Genomic DNA, 17,873 nt, shown 5'->3' on the forward strand with positions numbered 1-17,873 from the left:
CGATGTTCACTCAGAAACTGGATTTTGCGCCGGACCTGCTGGCGATGCATGCGGCGGATCCGCAAACCTTTCCCTACTTGATGATGTCCTCCGGTGACACCGGCTGGGATCTTTTGTTGCTGGAAGACGGGCGCGAGCTGTTTTACGCGGGCGAAGGCGGCGATTTCCTGCGCCGCTTGGCGGAGTTCAAGCCGCAAGAGGTCGATAACCGCCACCAACTGCCTTTTGTCGGCGGGCATTTTCTTTACCTGGGCTACGATCTGCTGTCCGAGTTCGAGCCCAGCGTGCCCGAAGCGTTGCCGGACAGCTTCCCGCTGGCGGCGTTGGCGCGCACCCCGGCCGCGGTGCTGGTGGATCGCCGCGAGGGCTGCGGCTGGATCGTGGCGGAAAGCGCCGAACTGTGGCAGCGGGCGTTGAGCCTGGCCCAAGCTGCGCCGGTGTTCGCGCCGCGTCCGGTGGCCCTGCGGGGTTTGGAGGAAGATCCGCCGCAGTGGTACACCGACGCGGTCGTCCGTCTCAAGCGCTACATCTACGAAGGCGATGTGTTCCAGGTGAATATTTCGCGCGGCTGGCGCGCCGAGCTGGAAGCCGGCGTGGCCGCCGTCGATCTGTTCTCCGCTCTGCGCCGCGCCAACCCGGCGCCGTTTTCGGCCTTGGCGGACTTTGGCGACGCGCAGATCGTCAGCTCTTCGCCGGAGAGACTGGTGCGGGTGAGCGAGGGATGGGCGGAAACGCGGCCGATCGCCGGCACCCATCCGCGCTCGAAGGACCCGGTGGAAGACGCCGCCTTGAAGCAACGGTTGATTTCCAGCGTCAAGGAGAGGGCGGAGCATGTGATGCTGATCGATCTGGAGCGCAATGATCTGGGGCGTATTTGCCTGCCCGGCAGCGTTGAGGTCAACGAATTGATGGCCGTGGCAAGCTACGCTTATGTCCATCACATCGAATCCAATGTTCGAGGCCGCCTGCGTTCCGGCGTGGGTCCGGCTGACACGCTGCGTGCGTTGTTTCCCGGCGGCACCATCACCGGCTGCCCCAAGGTGCGCACCATGCAAATTATTCGCGAACTGGAAAACAGCGCTAGGCGCGCCTATACCGGCAGCCTTGGCTACCTCAACCGCGACGGCAGCATGGACTTGAACATCCTGATCCGCACTTTCATGCAAGAGGGCGCCTCGCTGCGTTTTCGCGCCGGCGGCGGCATCGTCGCCGATTCCGACCCCGAGCGCGAACTGCAGGAAACCCGCCACAAGGCGCGCGGCCTGCTGCGGGCGCTGGGCGTGGAGCAGGCCTGATGGCGATGCTGATCAACGGCCGCGCCGACGAGGGGGTCGCTGCTGCGGATCGCGGCCTGGCCTACGGCGACGGCGTGTTTCGGACGCTGGAGCTGAGAGAGGGCAAGCCCAGGTTGTGGGCGTGGCAATACGCGCGTTTGTGCGACGACGCGCGCAGGCTGCGTCTGCCCCCGCCGGAGGAGAGCTTGCTGCTGGCGGAATTGGCCGCGGCGGGAGACGGCCTGCCGCGCGCTGCGGCCAAGATTATGCTGACCCGCGGCGCAGGCGCGCGTGGTTATGCGATGCCGGAGGCCCCGTCCTGCACTCGCATCGTCAGCGCCGCGGCCTGGAACGGCTATCCGCCGGAGCGATCTGAACAGGGCGTGACGGCGCGCTGGTGCGAAACCCGCTTGGCCTTGCAGCCGGCTTTGGCCGGCATCAAGCACCTAAACCGGCTGGAGAACGTGCTGGCGCGTTCTGAGTGGCAAGATCCCGCCGTCGCCGAGGGCCTGATGCTGGACATGGAGGGTTGGGTGGTCGAGGGCACGATGAGCAATGTCTACGTGCTGGAAGGCGAAGCGATCGTCACGCCGAGGCTGGACCGTTGCGGTGTGAACGGAGCGGTGCGGGATTGGTTGACCGCGTATTGTTTGGATATCGGACGCTCTTTTACTGAAACGCGACTTTCCACGTCGCGCTTGATTGACGCCGATGCGGTGTTTCTCTCCAATAGCCTGATGGGTATCTGGCAGATTACCCGCTTGGGCGAGCGCAGCTGGACACCTCATCCGCTGCTGAGCGCCCTGCAACACAGCCTGTCGCTTCAAGCCTGAAGGTTGAAGCCTGGCGCCGGGAGGGCAGTTCCCGGCGTTGTCGGCAGGCCTGCCCAGACCGCGTCTGCTTTCTTGTCCAAGCCGCCCTTGCCGGGCGGATTCCATTCTTCCGACTGGCGCGCCGTGTCCGGACCAGGCATGGCGGCAAGCGCATGCGCGGATCGCGAACAACATTAAGACCAAGCTCAGAGAGGTTGCCGTGAAATTGATCCTTAAACTACTGGCCGGCATGGCGGTTGGCCTGGCGCTGGGGCTATGGGCCCCGGATGGGCCGCTGGCCTTGCTGATGACTTTCAAAGCCCTGTTCGGGCAGTTCATCGGCTTTATGATTCCGCTGATTATCGTGTTTTACATCATGAGCGGCATCGCCGCGTTGGAGTCCAACTCCGGCAAGATGCTGGGCTGGACCGTGGGGCTGGCCTATTGCTCCACTATTCTGTCCGGTTTGGCGGCCTTCGCCGTCTCCTCCGGCGTGCTGCCGTCGCTGATCGCTCAGGGCGTGCACGCCACCGATAAGCCGGCGGCGATCAAGGCCTTGTTCACGTTGGAGATCAAGCCGCTGTTCGACGTGATGACCGCCTTGATGCTGGCTTTCGTGTTTGGCCTGGGCATCGCCGTCACCCGCGCGCAGCGCCTCAAGGAAGTGGTGGATCAAGGCAAGGACATCGTCGAACTGGTGTTGGCAAAAGTGCTGATTCCGTTGTTGCCTGCCTATATCGCCTGCGTTTTCGCGGAGATGGCGGCCGACGGCTCCGTGTTCTCCACGTTGAAGACCTTTGGCGTGGTACTGGTGCTGGCCATCGCCATGCATTGGATCTGGCTGACCCTGCTGTACACCGTGACGGGCCTCGCCAGCGGCCGCAACCCTTGGTCTTTGATCCGCAATATGCTGCCGGCCTACCTGACCGCATTGGGTACCATGTCGTCGGCGGCGACGATTCCGGTGGCGCTGCGCTCGGCCAAGCAGATGAAAGTCTCCGGCCCGGTGGCGGATTTCGTGATGCCGCTGTGCGCCACGATCCACCTGTGCGGTTCCACCATCACGCTGGTGACTTGCGCCACCGCGGTGATGTTGATGACGGCCGGCCTGGATGTGCCTAGCTGGGATGTGATGTTCCCCTTCATCCTGCTCTTGGGTGTGACCATGGTGGCGGCGCCGGGCGCGCCGGGCGGCGCGGTGATGTCGGCGCTGGGCATCCTGGCCAGCATGTTGCATTTCCCCGAGGCCAGCCTGGCCCTGATGATTGCGCTCTATTTGGCGCAGGATAGTTTCGGCACCGCCTGCAACGTCACTGGCGACGGCGTGATCGCGTTGTGGCTGGACCGCATCATGGGAAAGCCGGCGGAGGAGACGGAAGCCAAGCCGGCTTCGCAGCAAGCCTGAATTCGACTCATAGATTTATGCGGACTATACAACGAGCATTTAATTATTTTTAGAGATAAAGAGAGCCATGTATATTGAGCCGGTCTTTCTGGCGCAGTAGAGCGCTGGCGGCTTTCGGCGGCGCTGTCGCCTGAAAGCCGGCCTTTTTCTGTTTGCCGGTTCAATGGAACCGCATGCAGGTTTCTCTCGTATCCTGTTTGGGCCGAACGATGTTCGGCCTTTTTCTTGTTTGTTTTCTTGGCGCATGCCGGGAGGCGCGATGTCGGCGATGGCGGAGTGTGAGGCGGCGGTTTGGGACCTGGGCGCGCCGCGCGCGCAGGCGGCGTTGCCGCGCTTGAATCAGATGCTGGCGCGGCATGGCTTCGAGGAGGAGCCCTTGTCCTGGCGTGATGAGCGCGTGCGCGGACAGCACGAGGACTGGCGCTTTCGCAGCGTCTTCCAGCCGGTGTTCCGTTTGCAGGACGGCGAGCCGAAGTTGTGGTCGGTGGAGGCGCTGGCGCGGGTGTCGGACCGTTTTGGCGGCCAATTGATTCCCACGGTGCTGTTCGCCGCGGAAACCACGCCGCGCCGCACCGTGTATGTGGACCGACAGCTGCGCTGTCTGCATCTGCTCAATTTCTTGTTGCAAGCGCCGCCGCCGGGCCTGGTGCTGTCGCTAAACGTCAATGCCCAGCACTTGGTGAATGTCAGCGAGGCGCATGGGCAGTTTTTCGCCGAGGTCTTGCAACTGCTGGGCGTGCAGCCTAGCCATGTGTGCCTGGAGATTGTCGAGGATGCGGTCAGCGATCCGGTGCGGCTGCATGGCGCGGTGCAACGCTACCGCGATCTGGGCTTCCTGATTTCTCTGGACGACTTTGGCCAGGGCGCGTCCAATCTGGAACGGGTGTGGCTGCTGGAGCCTGATTACGTCAAGTTGGACAAGGTGCTGATGCGGCGGGCTTTGATGCGGCCGGCGTTGCGAGACAAATTGGCCGAGTTGGTGGCCATCCTGAAGCTGCACGGGGCCAAGGTGGTGGGCGAGGGCATAGAAAGCGAGATGCAACTGGACATCGCCCGCGCCGCCGGTTGCGACTTTGTCCAGGGATTTCACTTGGCGCGGCCGGCAGATACCCTGAGCTGGCCGATTTCTTAGAACCTGTTCACGATCTGCTGCGCTGCGGCGATACGGCGTTAAAAACAAGCTCAAAATGCTCATGTACCACGTGTACATTCCGCTTTTTCGCTCGTTTTCGCCTTGCCTCGCTCTTGCCCGCGAGATCGTGAACAGGCTCTTAGAACCAGTTCAAAGTCTGCTGTGCTTCGGCGATATCGCCTTGAAAACGGCTGACACGGTGCATGTGCATTTCGAAGGGATACTCACCGTGTCACGCTCCACAACGCGCAGCGGATCGTGAACAGCTCCTTAATCCAGCGGCTGAAACCACTCCTCATGGCGGCTTAAGGCCGCAAGTCCGCATTCGGCGCTGACCTCCTGCCAGATGCGGCGGAAAGCGTCCGCGTCGGCTATCTCCTCATAAACTTCCATCCAGGTGCCGGCGTCGTCGCGTCGACGCAGTAGGCGGCCGGCGACGCCAGCGCGGGCCAGGACGCCGGCTTGCAGCGCCCGCAGCCGCGCAAGCAGGGGCGCGTTGTCCGTGTCGACCTTGAAATAGCAATAAAAACTGTAGCTCATCGGGTGTCCTATGCAGGGCGCGCGCTTGATGCGTCGCAACGGAGTGGTTGTCAGCCAACACTAGGCAGGTATGATAGCCGTTCTAGGTTCCAAGGCGATGGATAGAGGAGAAGCGGTGCAGCAAGGGATGGATACCCTGGTGGTGGTGGGCGTGGGCCTGATTGGCGGTTCGTTCGCCCTGTCGCTGAAGCGCGCCGGGATGGCGCGGCATGTGATCGGCGTCGGCCGCACCCGGGAAAACCTGGAGCGAGCGCTGGAACTGGGCGTGGTGGACGAAATCAGCCAGGATTTGGCCGAGGTGGCCGGGCGTGCCGATCTGGTGTTGCTGGCCTCGCCGGTGGGGCAGATGGGCGCGCTGATGGCGGCGATGGCGCCGCGGCTGCGTCCAGAGACGGTCGTTACCGACGCCGGCAGCACCAAGGGCGACGTGGTGGAGTTGTACCGCCGACATTTGCCGGACCAGTTGGCGCATTGCGTGCCGGCGCATCCTATTGCCGGCTCCGATCTATCCGGGGCCGCCGCCGCGCAGTACGGCTTGTACGAAAACCGCAAAGTCGTGCTGACGCCGTTGCCGGAGACCCTGCCTTCCGTCGCCGAGCGAGTGGCGGCGCTATGGCGCGCCTGCGGCGCGGAAATCCACTGCATGACGGCGCAGGAGCACGACGCGGTGTTCGCCACCGTCAGCCACCTGCCGCACTTGCTGGCCTTCGCCTATGTCGACATGGTGGCGGGCAAGGCCGATGCCGAGCGCTGCTTTGATTTCGCCGCCACTGGTTTTCGCGATTTCACCCGCATTGCCGGCAGCCATCCGGAAATGTGGACCGACATCAGCCTGGCCAACCGAGACGCCTTGCTTGAGGAACTCGACCGCTACCGCGCCGGTTTGGACCAATTGCGTCAAATGCTGGCGGCGGGGGACGGAGAGCGCTTGGCGGAGCGTTTCGGCGCGGCGCGCGGCGCGCGCACGCGCTGGCATCAGCAATTCATGCGCAAGGGGTGAAGATGGGCGTCAAAGTGGTGTTGATTACCGGCGCTTCGCGCGGCATAGGCGCGGCGACCGCGCGTCTGGCGGCAGTGGAGGGCTGGCGCGTTGCAGTCAATTACCGCCTTGACCAAACCGGAGCGGAGGCGGTTGTGGCCGAGCTGCGGCAAGCGGGCGCGGACGCCGAAGCGTTTTGCGCAGATGTCTCGCTCGAGGCGGACATCGTGGGCTTGTTCAACGCGGTGGCGGCGCATTTTGGCCGCCTGGACGCGCTGGTCAACAATGCCGGCGTCACCGCGCCGATTGGCCGGCTGGAGGATTACTCGGCGCAACGGGTGGAGCAAGTCTTTCGCAGCAATGTGTTGGGTCCCGTTCTCTGTTGTCGCGAGGCGGTGCGCCGGATGTCCACCCGCCATGGCGGCGTTGGCGGCGCCATCGTCAACGTCTCTTCCGCCGCGTCGCGGCTGGGCTCGGCCGGAGAGTATGTCGATTACGCCGCCAGCAAGGGGGCCATCGATACCCTGACCCTGGGCCTGGCGGGGGAGGTGGCCGCCGAAGGCATTCGCGTCAACGCCGTGCGGCCGGGGCTGATCCATACCGGCATTCATGCCGCCAGCGGCGAGCCCGGCCGGGTGGAGCGCCTGGCCGGCAGCGTGCCGATGGGGCGTGGCGGCGCGGTCGAGGAGGTGGCCGCCGCCATTGTCTGGCTGTTGTCCGACGCCAGCTCTTTCTGTACAGGCAGCTTGCTGGACGTCAGCGGCGGTCGTTGAGCCAGCGCTCGCGCATCAAATTGAGAAACTGGGCCACCAGCGGCGAATCTTCGTCCAGACGGGTGGCCAAGCCCATCGCCAGATAAGCGCCCTCGTCCAACAGCGGCACGTAGCACACGCCGGGGAGCCGCACGCATTCCAACGGAGAGGGCAGGATGGCGATGCCGAGTCCGGCGGCCACCAGGCCGATTTGGGTGATCGCCTCGCCCGCCTCCTGTCGCGGCCGCCAGTCCATGCCTTGGCGGCGCGCCAGTTCGCGCAGCACCGTATTCAAGCCGGTGCCGGCCTCCTGGGGATAGCCGATCAGGCTCTCCCCGCGCAATTGCTCGAGCCGCAGCGCCGGCAGGCCCGCCAGCGGATGATCGGCGCTGATCACCACCCGCAAAGCGTCCCGCTGCAATTCCACCATCGCGATGTCCGCCATGGGTTCCAGACCGTTGAAGCGCACGAAGCCGATGTCCAGTCGCCGTTGTTGCAAGGCTTGGTATTGGTCTGTGGTGAACATCTCGCGCAGTTTGAGCCGCACTTCCGGAAAGCGCTGGCGATAATCGTGCAAGCCGGTGTGAAGGATGGGGGACAGCGGCAAAGAGGAGGTGAAGCCTATGCTCAACTCTCCGATTTCGCCGCGCGCGGCGCGCCGGGCTTCCATCGCGGCCAGTTCCGCGTCGGCCAGAATGCGCTGGGCGCGGCCCAGGAATTGGCGGCCGGCCTCGGTCAGCTCCACCTTGCGCTGGTGGCGGCGCAGCAGCCGCACGCCCAGTTCGGATTCCAGGGCCTGAATCTGCTGGCTGAGCGGAGGCTGGCCAATGTGCAGGCGCTGGGCCGCGCGGGTGAAGTGGAGCTCCTCGGCAACCGCAACGAAGTAGCGTAGATGGCGTAGTTCCATGATTGATATTTTAAAAGTATCAAATGATGTTTAAATATATATTGGACTGCGCTTTCGGCCAAGACTAAGCTCAAAGCCATATTTCGCATTGAAAGCTTTTCATGTCCGCCGATTCGTCATCTCCCTGCCTTCGCGCCGCCGCGCCGCCGCCGTCCGAACCCTGCCTTCCCCCGGTCAAATTGCATGCAGGCACCTCAGAGTTTCGCGCCACTGCGCGAGCCATGTTTGTCGGCGGCTATTGCACCTTCGCCATGCTTTACGGCGCGCAGCCGCTGATGCCGATGTTCGCTCAGGATTTTGTCCTGTCGCCGGCCGCCTCCAGCGGCGTGGTGTCGCTGGCCACCGGCAGTCTGGCCCTGAGCCTGATTCCCGCCGGCCTGCTGGCGGATCGCCTGGGCCGGCGCCCCTTGATGAACGCGGCGCTGGCGCTGGGCGCGCTGCTGATGTTGCTGTCGGCGCTGGCGGACAGCTTCCAGCATCTGCTGTGGCTGCGCGCGGCGTTCGGGGTGGCTCTGGCCGGCTTGCCTGCGGTGGCGATGACCTATTTGAGCGAAGAGGTGGACGCCAAGTCACTGGGCCACTCTATGGGCCTGTATATCGCCGGCAACGCGCTGGGCGGGATGAGCGGCCGTTTCATCGCTTCCTTGCTGGCCGATCATCTAGGCTGGCGCTGGGCGATGCTGGCACTGGCCTTGCTTGGCGTGGCCGGCGCCTGGTTGTTCTGGCGCAACCTGCCGCCGTCGCGCCATTTCCAACCGCGCCGGCACGATCTGGACCGCATGTGGCGGGAAGCCAAGGGCCTGTTCCGCGACCCCGGGCTGCCCTGCTTGTTCGTCAGCGCCTTTTTGTTGTCCGGTTGTTTCGTCAGCTTGTACAACTATTTGGGTTTTCGTCTGCTGGCCGCGCCGTTCAATATGAGCCAGAGCTTGTTGGGGCTGGTGTTTTCGCTGTATATCGTCGGCGTCTGGTCATCGGCCTGGGTTGGCAAGTTGTCGGACCGCCTGGGCCGGCGCAATGTGTTGTGGCTGATGGTGCTGTCCATGTTGCTGGGGCTGGGCTTGACCCTGAGCGACCGCGTGACGCTGCTGGTGGCCGGCATCGCCTTGTTCACCTTTGGCTTTTTCGCCGGTCACTCGGTGGCCAGCAGTTGGGTGGGGTTGCGGGCGCGGCAGGGGCGGGCGCTGGCTTCGGCCATTTATCTGAGCGCCTACTATCTGGGCTCCAGCCTGGTGGGGTCTTTGTCCGGTTTGATGTGGGGGCGGGGTGGTTGGCAAGGTGTTGCCGCGGTGCTGGCGGCCAGCCTGACGGCGATGCTGGCGATCAGCCTGGGGCTGCGGCGGCTGCAGCCCTTGCCTCAAGCTTGATGATGAAAACGGAAAAACCCCGCGGCGATGATTCGGCGCGGGGTTTTTTGGACATGCGGGAGGCTTACTGGATGATGCCGCCGCCCAAGCAGACGTCGCCGTCGTACAGCACCGCGGACTGGCCGGGGGTGACCGCCCATTGCTTGTCGCGGAAGGTCAACGTGGCCTGGCCGTCGACGATGGCGGATAGATTGCAGTTGGCGTCGGCCATGCGGTAGCGGTTCTTGGCGGCGTATTCGCCTGCCGCCGGCGGCGCCGGCAGCGTCCAGCTCAGGTCAGCCATCGCCAAGGCGGGCTTCAGCAGCAGCGGGTGGTCATGGCCTTGCACCACGATCAGCTTGTTGCCGGGAATGTCCTTGCCGGCGACGAACCATGGTTCACCGGTGCCGTCGCGCGCGCCGCCTATGTTCAGCCCCTTGCGCTGGCCCAGGGTGTAATACATCAGACCGATGTGCTCGCCCACCACCTTGCCGTCCGGCAGGATCATCTCGCCGGGCTTGGTGGGCAGATAGCGTTGCAGGAACTCGCGGAACGGCCGCTCGCCGATGAAGCAGATGCCGGTGGAGTCCTTCTTGGCCGCGGTGGGCAGGCCGGCTTCCTCGGCCAGCTTGCGCACCTCGGTCTTGCGGATGTCGCCTAGCGGGAAAATGGCCTTGGCCAGCTGATGTTGCTGCAGCCGGTACAGGAAGTAGCTCTGATCCTTGGTGTGGTCCACCGCCTTCATCAGGTAGTGGGTGCCGTCCTGTTCCAGCTTGCGCGCGTAGTGGCCGGTGGCGATGCAGTCGGCGCCCAGTTCCATCGCGTAGTCGAGGAAGGCCTTGAACTTGATTTCGGCGTTGCACAGCACGTCGGGATTGGGCGTGCGGCCGGCGGAGTACTCCTTCAAGAAGTAGGAGAACACGCGGTCCTTGTACTCCTTGGCGAAGTTGACGATTTCCATGTCGATGCCGACGATGTCGGCCACGCTCATCGCGTCCAGCGCGTCCTGTTTGATCGAGCAGTACTCGTCGTCGTTGTCGTCTTCCCAGTTCTGCATGAAGACGCCGATCACCTCGTGCCCCTGCTGCTTCAGCAGCGAGGCGGTCACCGAGGAGTCCACGCCGCCGGACATGCCGACGACAATTCTTTTCTTACCCGTCACGGGGAATATCCTTCCATCCAAATATCGAGGGCAAGCACCACCGGGGCTTGCCCAAAGTCCTTGAACCAGCTGTCCACCGCCCAGTTCTGGCCGGAGAGCATGTCGCGCAGCACCGCGGTGTAATGCAGGTCGAGCAGGCGCGGCGCGCGCCAGGCCGGTTTGCCCACCGTGTGGTATTGCAGCCAGCCGTGATCCTGCAGATAGGTGAGGAAGGTGGTGACGTTGCTGCTGTGGTCCACGCAGTCCATGCGGCCTTCGGCGGGCCCGTCGCGGAAATTGCCGCCCTTGTCCTGCCAGATCGGCAGCGTGCGCGCGGCGATGTGGTAAAGCGCGGTGACGGCGTCGCTGACGGCGGAACGTTCGGTTTCCGGGCTGTCGGCGGCGGACAGGCGGGCGGCCAGCCAGGCGTCGGCCTCGGCGGAGATGTCTACGTAGGCATGTCTGGAACAGCCGTAATGGTAGCAGATATTGATGGCGCTGGCTTGCGCGGCCCATGGGAAGGCGGCCAGCAGAGCCAATAGGAAAGACAATGATCTCAAGGACATGCCGGCTCCGGGCGGTGGGCTGAGGCGGCCGCTAACGGCCCAGATGGTGGATCAGCGACAAGGGGTGGCGCTTGCCGGCGCGGTAGTCGTCCAGGCATTGTTGCACCACTGGGCTGCGATGCTGGCCGCGCAGCGCGACGATGTCCTCGTGGCTCAGCCATTGCGCGGACAGGATGCCGTCGTCCAGCCGCGGATAGTCCTCGCGGCGCAAGGGGTGGCCGTAGAAGGCGAAGCGCAGATAGGTGATGTCGCTGTTGGGACGGTCCACCAGGTAAATGCCCACCAGGCCCAAGGGCCGGAAGTGCCAGCCGGTTTCCTCCAGCACTTCGCGCTTCACCGCGTCTTCCAGCGTTTCGCCGTATTCCAGATGGCCGGCGGGCTGGTTGAAGCAGATGCCGTCGCTGGTCAGCTCCTCCACCATCAGGTAGCGCCCGTCCAGCTCAATGACTGCCGCAACTGTCGCATTTGGTTTCCACTGCGTCATGGTCTGCGCTTTCTTGTTGACAATGATTCTTGTTTGAATCTATATTCTTGATAACGATTCTCGATTACTTTAACTCAATCACGAGTTAATTCACCACCGGAACTGCCATGTACGTTTGCCTCTGCCACGCCGTAACTGACAAGCAAATCCGCGAAGCGGTGCACAACGGCGCGACCCGCATGTGCGATCTGAGCCGCGAGCTTGGGGTGGCGACCGATTGCGGCAAATGCGCCTGCATGGCTAACCAACTTCGCAAGGAGGCTGTCCACGCGCTTGGTCCGGCTTCGACCGCGCGCAGCGCCGCTTAATTCCTGACCCCCGCCTGTTGCTTAGTCTCGGCCAAGGCCGGGCGAACTGCAAATCCCCCACGCACCGCATCAAGCGGGGCGTAGTCCCTTATTTTGGCTTTGACAACTTGAGACTGGCGCGCGCTATGTCATAATGGAAGAATCATTTCTTCCCGGAGAGCGCGATGCAAGGCGATAAAAAAGTTATCAAGTATCTGAACCAGATCCTCAAGAACGAACTGACCGCGATCAACCAGTACTTTTTGCATGCCCGCATGTACAAGAACTGGGGTTTGAAGAAACTGAACGAGCACGAATACCACGAGTCCATCGATGAGATGAAGCATGCCGACGCGTTGATCGAGCGCGTGCTGTTTCTGGAAGGTTTGCCGAATCTGCAGGATCTGGGCAAGTTGCATATCGGCGAGAATCCGAAGGAAATGCTGGAATGCGACTTGAAGCTGGAAATGGACGCGCTGCCGGTGTTGCGCGAAGCCATTGCCTACTGTGAAAGCGCCAAGGACTATGTGACCCGCGACTTGCTGGAAGACATTCTGGAGAGCGAGGAAGAGCATGTGGACTGGCTGGAGACGCAGCTGGGCTTGATTGAAAGCGTGGGACTGCAGAACTACCTGCAAAGCCAGATGCACGACGATTAAACGCGGCCAGGTTTCGACCGGGTCGGGAAAGAAAAAGGGCTGTCGTAAGACAGCCCTTTTTGCATATGGCGTCCGCCGCCTTATTTCTTTTTGTCCGTATTCTTGTCGGTGCTGGGCTGGGAGGCGTCACGTGGGGGTTCCACCTCGGCTTCCTCCCAAGGCAGGGCCACTTTCTTTTTATTGATGGTCAGCACGCCGCCGCCGTAATTGAGTTCGGTGTTGAGCTGGCCTTTGTCCTCCACGAGGTACTGTTCGCTCTTCCACTGCGCCAACTGGCTGTCCAGCAGGTTCTTGGCCAGGTCTTCCACTTCCTTCATATTGGGCTGGTCTTCGGCGCTCTGGTCGACGGTGAACAGGGTGCGCGCCTGGGCGATCACTAGGTCTTCCAGCGTCTGGCGCGGCAGGCTGAGCTTGGCGTCCACTTCGAAGCGCCTGATGAACTGCGCGGCGTCGTTGAGATCGGCCGGCTGCAGGCCCTTGACGCCCAGGCTGCCTTCCAGCTTGGCTTCGCCGTTGGGCATTTTCAGGTAGAACTCGTTGATCACCAGTTTGGGGTCGTTCTGCAGCAGCGGAATCCCGTTCTTCTTGATGGTGTCGATGTATTGCTTGCGCAGCAGCGCCGGGTCCACGCCTTCGAAGGGGATCTGACCGATGGCCTGGTCCAGCTTGACCAGCGTCGGGCCGTGCAGATGGTTGGCCGAAATGTCCAGGCGCATCGGACCGTAGCGGTGGTCGTTGAAGTTGAACTCGGCAAAGTTCAACTTGCCGCGGGTGTTGACGTAGTCGTCCTGCTCGCTGGTGACGATCTGGTAGCGGAAATCCTTCAGAGTCACCGCGGACGGCTTGAATTCGCCGGAGGGGTTGATGAATTCGCCGACGCGCACGCGGGTCATCAGATAGACCAGCTCATTGAGCTTGATGCTGTAGGGCACGCTTTCGCGCGAGTTGAGCCGGACATTGCCCACGGTCAGCTCGCTGGTGCCCAGCTTGACGCCGGTGCTGCCCGGGCGGATGTCGGAAACGTAGCGCACGCCGTCGAAGGCGACGGTTCCCTTGCTGGCGGCTTCCAGCAGGAAGCCGGGCGACAGCGCCTCGGTCTTGTATTCCTTGTAGCCGTTGGCGTAGTCGAGCTTCAGGTCAAAGCCCTTCCATTTCATCTTCACGCCGGACAGCGCTTCCTCATAGTCGAAGGCCGGAACCTTGACGTCCAGTTCGCCGCCGCCGCCGAAGCCCAGACGGTTGAAGATGGTGATGGGTTCCTTGTCGCCGAAGAAGCTGGCCAGCGTCTTGCGGGTGGAGTCGCTCATCGCGAACTCCGTGCGCACCAGCGCACGGCCGGGCCGGAAGTCGAAATCGCCGATGCCGGGAAGGGGGCCGTGCTTGACGTGGTTGGTGAACTTGATGGTGGCGTTCAACAAGGGCTTCACATTGTCGGGCAGCATGTTTTCATACGGGCCGGACAAGTGGCGGTTGAACACCAGTTCTGTGGTTTCCGTGGAGGAGAACCAACCGCGTTGGTAGCTGTGGGATTTGACTTTGAACAGCGGCAGGTCGGCCAGCATCTTGTGCTGTTCCTGCAAGGTCTGCTCCGCCTTGACGCCGGCCCACAGGGTTGCGCCTCCATACAGAACGAACAGGCCACCGAGGGTGGCGCCGGCAATGATCAGACGACGATTTGGCAACACTAGCGCTTTTTCTTAACTAGGATGGAATGAGACCCTATGGTACACCATCGTCCGCCGCTTGCGTTACTGCCGGCGAGTGAACCCAAGGGTGCTGGCGGGGTCCAAACTCGCGTTTGCGGCGGATGGATAATCGGCGAAAACGCAAAACGGTCTGACATTGGCGGACCGCTTGTATAGAATAGAGTCTTTCTTCTAGTTTGATTTACGAGGCGCGATTAGTACATGAATTGGATAAACGGCGTGCTTGACCTCCCCTGGTGGGGCTATATCGTGGTCGCTTTGGCGCTGACCCACGTCACCATCGCAGCGGTCACCATCTTTCTGCATCGTCACCAAGCGCACCGCGCGCTCGATTTGCACCCCATTCCCAGTCACTTCTTCCGCTTCTGGTTGTGGCTGACCACCGGCATGGTCACCAAACAGTGGGCCGCCATCCATCGCAAGCATCACGCCAAGTGCGAGACTGCGGATGACCCGCACAGCCCGCAGGTCTTGGGCATCAAGAAGGTATTGTGGGAGGGCGCGGAACTGTACCGCGGCGCCTGCAAGGATCAGGCCATCATGGACAAGTTCGGCCACGGCACCCCGGACGATTGGCTGGAACGCAATGTCTACACTCGTCACAGCGCCAAGGGCATCGTGCTGATGCTGCTGATCAATCTGGTGTTGTTCGGGCCTATTGGGCTGACGATCTGGGCGGTGCAGATGATCTGGATCCCGTTCTGGGCGGCCGGCGTCATCAACGGCATTGGCCACTTCTGGGGCTACCGCAACTTCGAGAACGAGGACGCGTCCACCAATATCTTCCCCTGGGGCATTCTGGTGGGCGGCGAAGAGCTGCACAACAACCACCATACCTTCGGCACCTCGGCCAAGCTGTCGTATAAATGGTACGAGTTCGACATCGGCTGGATGTATATCCGCATTCTGGAAATCCTGGGTCTGGCCAAGGTGCGCAAAGTGGCGCCGCGCTTGGCCGAGGACGCTTCGCGTCCGCAATTGGATCTTGAACATTTGCAGGCCATCATTTCCAACCGCTACGCCATCGCTTCCCGTTACGCGCGTGAGTTGAAGGAGGTGTATCGCAGCGAGTTGGACAAGATCAATCTGCCGGACTTTTCCGGCAGCAAGCTGAGCCGCAAGATGAAAGTGTGGTTGAAGCAGGACGCCAAGGACACGCCGGAAACCGAGCGCATGCAGTTGGCCGCTTTGATGGAACACAGCCAGGTGCTGGCCACGGTGTATTCGATGCGTCAGGAGCTGACCCGCTTGTGGGAGCGCTCCACGCTGAGCCGCGAACAGCTGCTCAAGGAGCTGCAGGACTGGTGCACCCGCGCCGAGGCTTCGGGCATCGCCGCCTTGCAGCGTTTCTCGATAAGCTTGCGGCAGGCCGCAATGGTTTAAGCCGGTTTGATTCGATAAAAACCCGCAGCGTGCTGCGGGTTTTTTTGCGTCCGCGCGGGTTGGCAACTATGCTTTTTGCATGCCAATTAGATTTGTTTTTTATATAAAAATGAGAAATAAAATTTATATTTGTAATAATATTTGGAAATATAATGGGCCATCTTGATGCAACTATGCGAGATGGACATGGCTACACTGCAACTGACCGACGGGGCGAGCGAGCTGCCCTATATTCATGGTTTTTCCGCTACCGAGCAGGCGCGTTTGGTGCGCCAGGCGCGCTTCTCAGAATCCGTCGTGTACCGGGACATCGATTTCTCCGGCGTCGGCCAATTGCTGGAAGTAGGGTGCGGCGTCGGTGCGCAGACCGAGATTCTGCTGCGGCGCTATCCTGATCTGGAGGTGACCGGCGTCGACTTCAGCCAGCGTCAGTTGGCTGTGGCCCGCCAGCGTCTGCAAGGCAGCCCATGGCAGGACCGTGCTCGGCTGCTGCATATGGATGCCGAGGATTTGGACTTCCAGCCGGCCAGCTTCGACGCCGCCTTCCTGTGCTGGGTGCTGGAGCATGTATTGTCGCCGGAGCGGGTGTTGGCCGAGGTGCGTAGAGTCTTGAAGCCTGGCGCTCGGCTCTACGCCACCGAGGCGATGAACGCCTCTTTCTTCCTGTCGCCTTATTCCTCCCATCTGCAGCAATACTGGCTGGCTTTCAATGATCATCAACTGGCGGTAGGAGGGGATCCCTTCGTTGGCGCCAAGCTGGGCAATATGCTGCTGCGGCTGGGTTTCCGCCATGTCGAAACCCAGGTCAAGACCTGGCATCTGGACAGCCGCGACCCGCACCGCCGACAGCAAGTGCTGGACTATTGGACTGAGCTGTTGTTGTCGGCCGCGGATCAACTGATCGAGGCCGGACGAGTGGACGCCGCGCTGGTGGCGGCGATGACGCGGGAACTGCGCCAATTGCGCAGCAATCCGGAACTGGTGTTTTTCTATAGTTTTCTGCAAGCCACCGCCGTGGTGTGAAGCGGCGGTTTTTTTTACTCTCTATATAACTACAAGTTTTTAAAAATAATATTTATATGCGGTAGCTAGGAGATTTCAATATGCAAGACCAATCCGTTTTGTCCTTGATCGGCAATACGCCGCTGGTAAAGGTGGCGCATCTGGACACCGGCCTGTGCGAGCTGTATTTGAAACTGGAAAGCCACAATCCGGGCGGTTCGATCAAGGACCGGGTGGCGTTGTCGATGATTGCCGCGGCCGAGCGCGAAGGCAAGCTGAAACCGGGCGGAACCATTGTCGAGGCCACCGCCGGCAACACCGGTTTGGGGTTGGCGCTGGTGGCTTCGCAAAAAGGCTATCGGCTGGTGCTGGTGGTGCCGGACAAGATGAGCCGAGAGAAGATTCTGCATCTGCAGGCCTTGGGCGCGGAAGTGGTGCTGACCCGGTCCGACGTGGGCAAGGGGCATCCGGAGTATTACCAGGACTTGGCCGCGCGTATCGCCAAGGAAACGCCGGACGCTTATTACATCGACCAGTTCAACAACCCGGCCAATCCGCTGGCGCATGAAACCGGCACCGGTCCGGAGATCTGGGAACAGATGCGCCACGAGCTGGACGCGGTGGTGGTGGGCGTGGGCTCCAGCGGCACGCTGACTGGCCTGACGCGCTTTTTCAGCCGCGAGGCGCCGCAGGTGGAACTGGTGCTGGCGGATCCGGTGGGCTCGGTATTGGCCGACCATGTTGAAACCGGGCGGCACGGCGAGGCCGGCAGCTGGCTGATCGAAGGGATAGGCGAGGACTTCATCCCGCCGCAAACCGATTTCAGCCTGGTCAAGCGCGCTTATCGCATCAGCGATCAGGAAAGCTTCGACAGCGCCCGCCTTTTGCTGAGCCAGGAGGGCATTCTGGCCGGATCCTCGTCCGGAGCGCTGCTGGCGGCGGCCTTGCGTTATTGCCGCGCCCAAACCGAGCCCAAGCGGGTGGTGACGCTGGTGTGCGACAGCGGCAACAAGTATCTGTCCAAGATGTACAACGACGATTGGCTGGTGGACAACGGCTTGGTGGAGCTGCCGCGGCTGGGCGATCTGACCGACTTGATCGTGCGCCGCCATGCCGACGGCAGCACCGTTTCCTGCCACCCGGACGAGCCCTTGAACGTGGTGTATCAACGCATGCGCCTGCACGATGTGTCGCAGTTGCCGGTGCTGGCCGACGACAAGGTGGTCGGCATTCTGGACGAGTGGGATTTGCTGCTGTCAGTGCACGGCGAGCCGGAAAACTTCCGTCAGAACGTGCGCAGCGCGATGACCAGCGAGGTGCGCACCCTGTCGCCGCGGGCTTCTTTGCAGGATCTGCTGCATATTTTCAACGACGGCCACGTTGCCTTGATGGTGGACGGCGAGCGCTATCTGGGCCTGATCACTCAGGCCGACCTGCTGGCTTTCTGGCGCCGTCAGCCGCGCTCGCGCTCCGTTTAGTCCTAATTAAGCGCCGGTCCGAA

The 17,873-nt window shown here is 62.1% G+C and carries 18 protein-coding genes; 12 read left to right on the forward strand and 6 right to left on the reverse strand.

What is annotated here, in order from left to right; genetic code table 11:
- Window positions 1–2 precede the first annotated feature (2 nt).
- The 4 genes from GYH29_RS05590 to GYH29_RS05605 all read left to right on the forward strand — a co-directional run bounded on the left by GYH29_RS05590 (window position 3) and on the right by GYH29_RS05605 (window position 4,623).
- Window positions 3–1,295 (forward strand): aminodeoxychorismate synthase component I, encoded by a 1,293-nt coding sequence (locus GYH29_RS05590; protein ID WP_161523336.1) that lies wholly within the window; start codon window positions 3–5, stop codon window positions 1,293–1,295.
- On the forward strand, window positions 1,295–2,107 hold the full coding sequence (gene pabC, locus GYH29_RS05595) for an aminodeoxychorismate lyase (protein ID WP_161523337.1): 813 nt from the start codon (window positions 1,295–1,297) through the stop codon (window positions 2,105–2,107). Before GYH29_RS05590 ends, pabC begins: the two co-directional genes overlap by 1 nt.
- 199 nt (window positions 2,108–2,306) lie before the next feature.
- Window positions 2,307–3,491: a dicarboxylate/amino acid:cation symporter gene (locus GYH29_RS05600; RefSeq protein ID WP_161523338.1), complete on the forward strand. Its 1,185-nt coding sequence runs from the start codon at window positions 2,307–2,309 to the stop codon at window positions 3,489–3,491.
- Between the two features lie 259 nt (window positions 3,492–3,750).
- Complete coding sequence (locus GYH29_RS05605) at window positions 3,751–4,623, forward strand: EAL domain-containing protein (RefSeq protein ID WP_161523339.1); 873 nt, start codon at window positions 3,751–3,753, stop codon at window positions 4,621–4,623.
- Between the two features lie 270 nt (window positions 4,624–4,893).
- On the opposite strand, the gene GYH29_RS05610 is transcribed toward GYH29_RS05605, so the two are convergent.
- Window positions 4,894–5,163, reverse strand: coding sequence for a DUF4936 family protein (locus GYH29_RS05610; RefSeq protein ID WP_019103882.1), 270 nt, complete (start codon window positions 5,161–5,163; stop codon window positions 4,894–4,896).
- 70 nt (window positions 5,164–5,233) lie between these two features.
- Between GYH29_RS05610 and GYH29_RS05615 the strand changes: the two genes are divergently transcribed.
- Window positions 5,234–6,163 (forward strand): prephenate dehydrogenase, encoded by a 930-nt coding sequence (locus GYH29_RS05615; RefSeq protein WP_231138232.1) that lies wholly within the window; start codon window positions 5,234–5,236, stop codon window positions 6,161–6,163.
- Window positions 6,164–6,165: 2 nt separating this feature from the next.
- Window positions 6,166–6,915 carry an SDR family oxidoreductase gene (locus tag GYH29_RS05620; protein ID WP_161523340.1) on the forward strand — a complete coding sequence of 250 codons (750 nt, stop codon included), beginning with the start codon at window positions 6,166–6,168 and terminating at the stop codon, window positions 6,913–6,915.
- Here GYH29_RS05620 and GYH29_RS05625 read toward each other — a convergent pair.
- Window positions 6,899–7,801, reverse strand: a complete 903-nt coding sequence (locus GYH29_RS05625; RefSeq protein ID WP_019103885.1) for a LysR family transcriptional regulator — start codon at window positions 7,799–7,801, stop codon at window positions 6,899–6,901. The genes GYH29_RS05620 and GYH29_RS05625 overlap by 17 nt on opposite strands.
- A 221-nt stretch (window positions 7,802–8,022) precedes the next feature.
- Here GYH29_RS05625 and GYH29_RS05630 point away from each other — a divergent pair, with 221 nt between their 5' ends.
- Window positions 8,023–9,165 (forward strand): MFS transporter, encoded by a 1,143-nt coding sequence (locus GYH29_RS05630; protein ID WP_232060520.1) that lies wholly within the window; start codon window positions 8,023–8,025, stop codon window positions 9,163–9,165.
- A gap of 64 nt (window positions 9,166–9,229) precedes the next feature.
- Here GYH29_RS05630 and mnmA read toward each other — a convergent pair whose 3' ends face one another.
- Genes mnmA through GYH29_RS05645 form a run of 3 tightly spaced genes read right to left on the reverse strand, consistent with a single transcriptional unit; the run spans window position 9,230 to window position 11,335 of the window.
- On the reverse strand, window positions 9,230–10,306 hold the full coding sequence (gene mnmA / locus GYH29_RS05635; protein WP_043591825.1) for a tRNA 2-thiouridine(34) synthase MnmA: 1,077 nt from the start codon (window positions 10,304–10,306) through the stop codon (window positions 9,230–9,232).
- Window positions 10,303–10,851 (reverse strand): hypothetical protein, encoded by a 549-nt coding sequence (locus tag GYH29_RS05640; protein ID WP_232060522.1) that lies wholly within the window; start codon window positions 10,849–10,851, stop codon window positions 10,303–10,305. The genes mnmA and GYH29_RS05640 overlap by 4 nt, the downstream gene beginning before the upstream one ends.
- Window positions 10,852–10,882: 31 nt before the next feature.
- On the reverse strand, window positions 10,883–11,335 hold the full coding sequence (locus GYH29_RS05645) for an NUDIX hydrolase (RefSeq protein WP_161523341.1): 453 nt from the start codon (window positions 11,333–11,335) through the stop codon (window positions 10,883–10,885).
- 107 nt (window positions 11,336–11,442) lie between these two features.
- Here GYH29_RS05645 and GYH29_RS25130 point away from each other — a divergent pair, with 107 nt between their 5' ends.
- Window positions 11,443–11,643, forward strand: a complete 201-nt coding sequence (locus tag GYH29_RS25130) for a bacterioferritin-associated ferredoxin (protein WP_019103980.1) — start codon at window positions 11,443–11,445, stop codon at window positions 11,641–11,643.
- Between the two features lie 164 nt (window positions 11,644–11,807).
- Window positions 11,808–12,281, forward strand: a complete 474-nt coding sequence (gene bfr / locus GYH29_RS05655) for a bacterioferritin (protein ID WP_019103979.1) — start codon at window positions 11,808–11,810, stop codon at window positions 12,279–12,281.
- 80 nt (window positions 12,282–12,361) lie between these two features.
- On the opposite strand, the gene GYH29_RS05660 is transcribed toward bfr, so the two are convergent.
- Complete coding sequence (locus GYH29_RS05660) at window positions 12,362–13,966, reverse strand: YdgA family protein (RefSeq protein ID WP_161523342.1); 1,605 nt, start codon at window positions 13,964–13,966, stop codon at window positions 12,362–12,364.
- Window positions 13,967–14,188: 222 nt separating this feature from the next.
- On the opposite strand from GYH29_RS05660, the gene GYH29_RS05665 reads away from it, so the two are divergent.
- The 3 genes from GYH29_RS05665 to GYH29_RS05675 all read left to right on the forward strand — a co-directional run bounded on the left by GYH29_RS05665 (window position 14,189) and on the right by GYH29_RS05675 (window position 17,850).
- Window positions 14,189–15,370 carry a DesA family fatty acid desaturase gene (locus tag GYH29_RS05665; protein ID WP_019103977.1) on the forward strand — a complete coding sequence of 394 codons (1,182 nt, stop codon included), beginning with the start codon at window positions 14,189–14,191 and terminating at the stop codon, window positions 15,368–15,370.
- 186 nt (window positions 15,371–15,556) lie between these two features.
- A complete protein-coding gene (locus GYH29_RS05670) occupies window positions 15,557–16,393 on the forward strand; it encodes a class I SAM-dependent methyltransferase (RefSeq protein WP_043592034.1) in 837 nt (278 codons plus the stop codon).
- Between the two features lie 80 nt (window positions 16,394–16,473).
- Complete coding sequence (locus tag GYH29_RS05675) at window positions 16,474–17,850, forward strand: pyridoxal-phosphate dependent enzyme (protein ID WP_043591822.1); 1,377 nt, start codon at window positions 16,474–16,476, stop codon at window positions 17,848–17,850.
- The last annotated feature ends 23 nt before the right edge of the window (window positions 17,851–17,873 follow it).

Origin of the sequence: Chromobacterium haemolyticum, from assembly GCF_009936155.1 — a bacterium.
In the GTDB taxonomy this organism is placed as follows: Bacteria; Pseudomonadota; Gammaproteobacteria; order Burkholderiales; family Chromobacteriaceae; genus Chromobacterium; species Chromobacterium haemolyticum.

Excerpts from the sequence above, each read along its gene's own strand:
- GYH29_RS05590 (WP_161523336.1), top strand. The coding sequence starts at position 3 with ATGTTCACTCAGAAACTGGATTTTGCGCCGGACCTGCTGGCGATGCAT.
- pabC (WP_161523337.1), top strand. The coding sequence starts at position 1,295 with ATGGCGATGCTGATCAACGGCCGCGCCGACGAGGGGGTCGCTGCTGCG.
- GYH29_RS05605 (WP_161523339.1), top strand. The coding sequence starts at position 3,751 with ATGTCGGCGATGGCGGAGTGTGAGGCGGCGGTTTGGGACCTGGGCGCG.
- GYH29_RS05610 (WP_019103882.1), bottom strand. The coding sequence starts at position 5,163 with ATGAGCTACAGTTTTTATTGCTATTTCAAGGTCGACACGGACAACGCG.
- GYH29_RS05615 (WP_231138232.1), top strand. The coding sequence starts at position 5,234 with ATGATAGCCGTTCTAGGTTCCAAGGCGATGGATAGAGGAGAAGCGGTG.
- GYH29_RS05620 (WP_161523340.1), top strand. The coding sequence starts at position 6,166 with ATGGGCGTCAAAGTGGTGTTGATTACCGGCGCTTCGCGCGGCATAGGC.
- GYH29_RS05625 (WP_019103885.1), bottom strand. The coding sequence starts at position 7,801 with ATGGAACTACGCCATCTACGCTACTTCGTTGCGGTTGCCGAGGAGCTC.
- GYH29_RS05630 (WP_232060520.1), top strand. The coding sequence starts at position 8,023 with ATGTTTGTCGGCGGCTATTGCACCTTCGCCATGCTTTACGGCGCGCAG.
- GYH29_RS05640 (WP_232060522.1), bottom strand. The coding sequence starts at position 10,851 with ATGTCCTTGAGATCATTGTCTTTCCTATTGGCTCTGCTGGCCGCCTTC.
- GYH29_RS05645 (WP_161523341.1), bottom strand. The coding sequence starts at position 11,335 with ATGACGCAGTGGAAACCAAATGCGACAGTTGCGGCAGTCATTGAGCTG.
- GYH29_RS25130 (WP_019103980.1), top strand. The coding sequence starts at position 11,443 with ATGTACGTTTGCCTCTGCCACGCCGTAACTGACAAGCAAATCCGCGAA.
- bfr (WP_019103979.1), top strand. The coding sequence starts at position 11,808 with ATGCAAGGCGATAAAAAAGTTATCAAGTATCTGAACCAGATCCTCAAG.
- GYH29_RS05665 (WP_019103977.1), top strand. The coding sequence starts at position 14,189 with ATGAATTGGATAAACGGCGTGCTTGACCTCCCCTGGTGGGGCTATATC.
- GYH29_RS05670 (WP_043592034.1), top strand. The coding sequence starts at position 15,557 with ATGGCTACACTGCAACTGACCGACGGGGCGAGCGAGCTGCCCTATATT.
- GYH29_RS05675 (WP_043591822.1), top strand. The coding sequence starts at position 16,474 with ATGCAAGACCAATCCGTTTTGTCCTTGATCGGCAATACGCCGCTGGTA.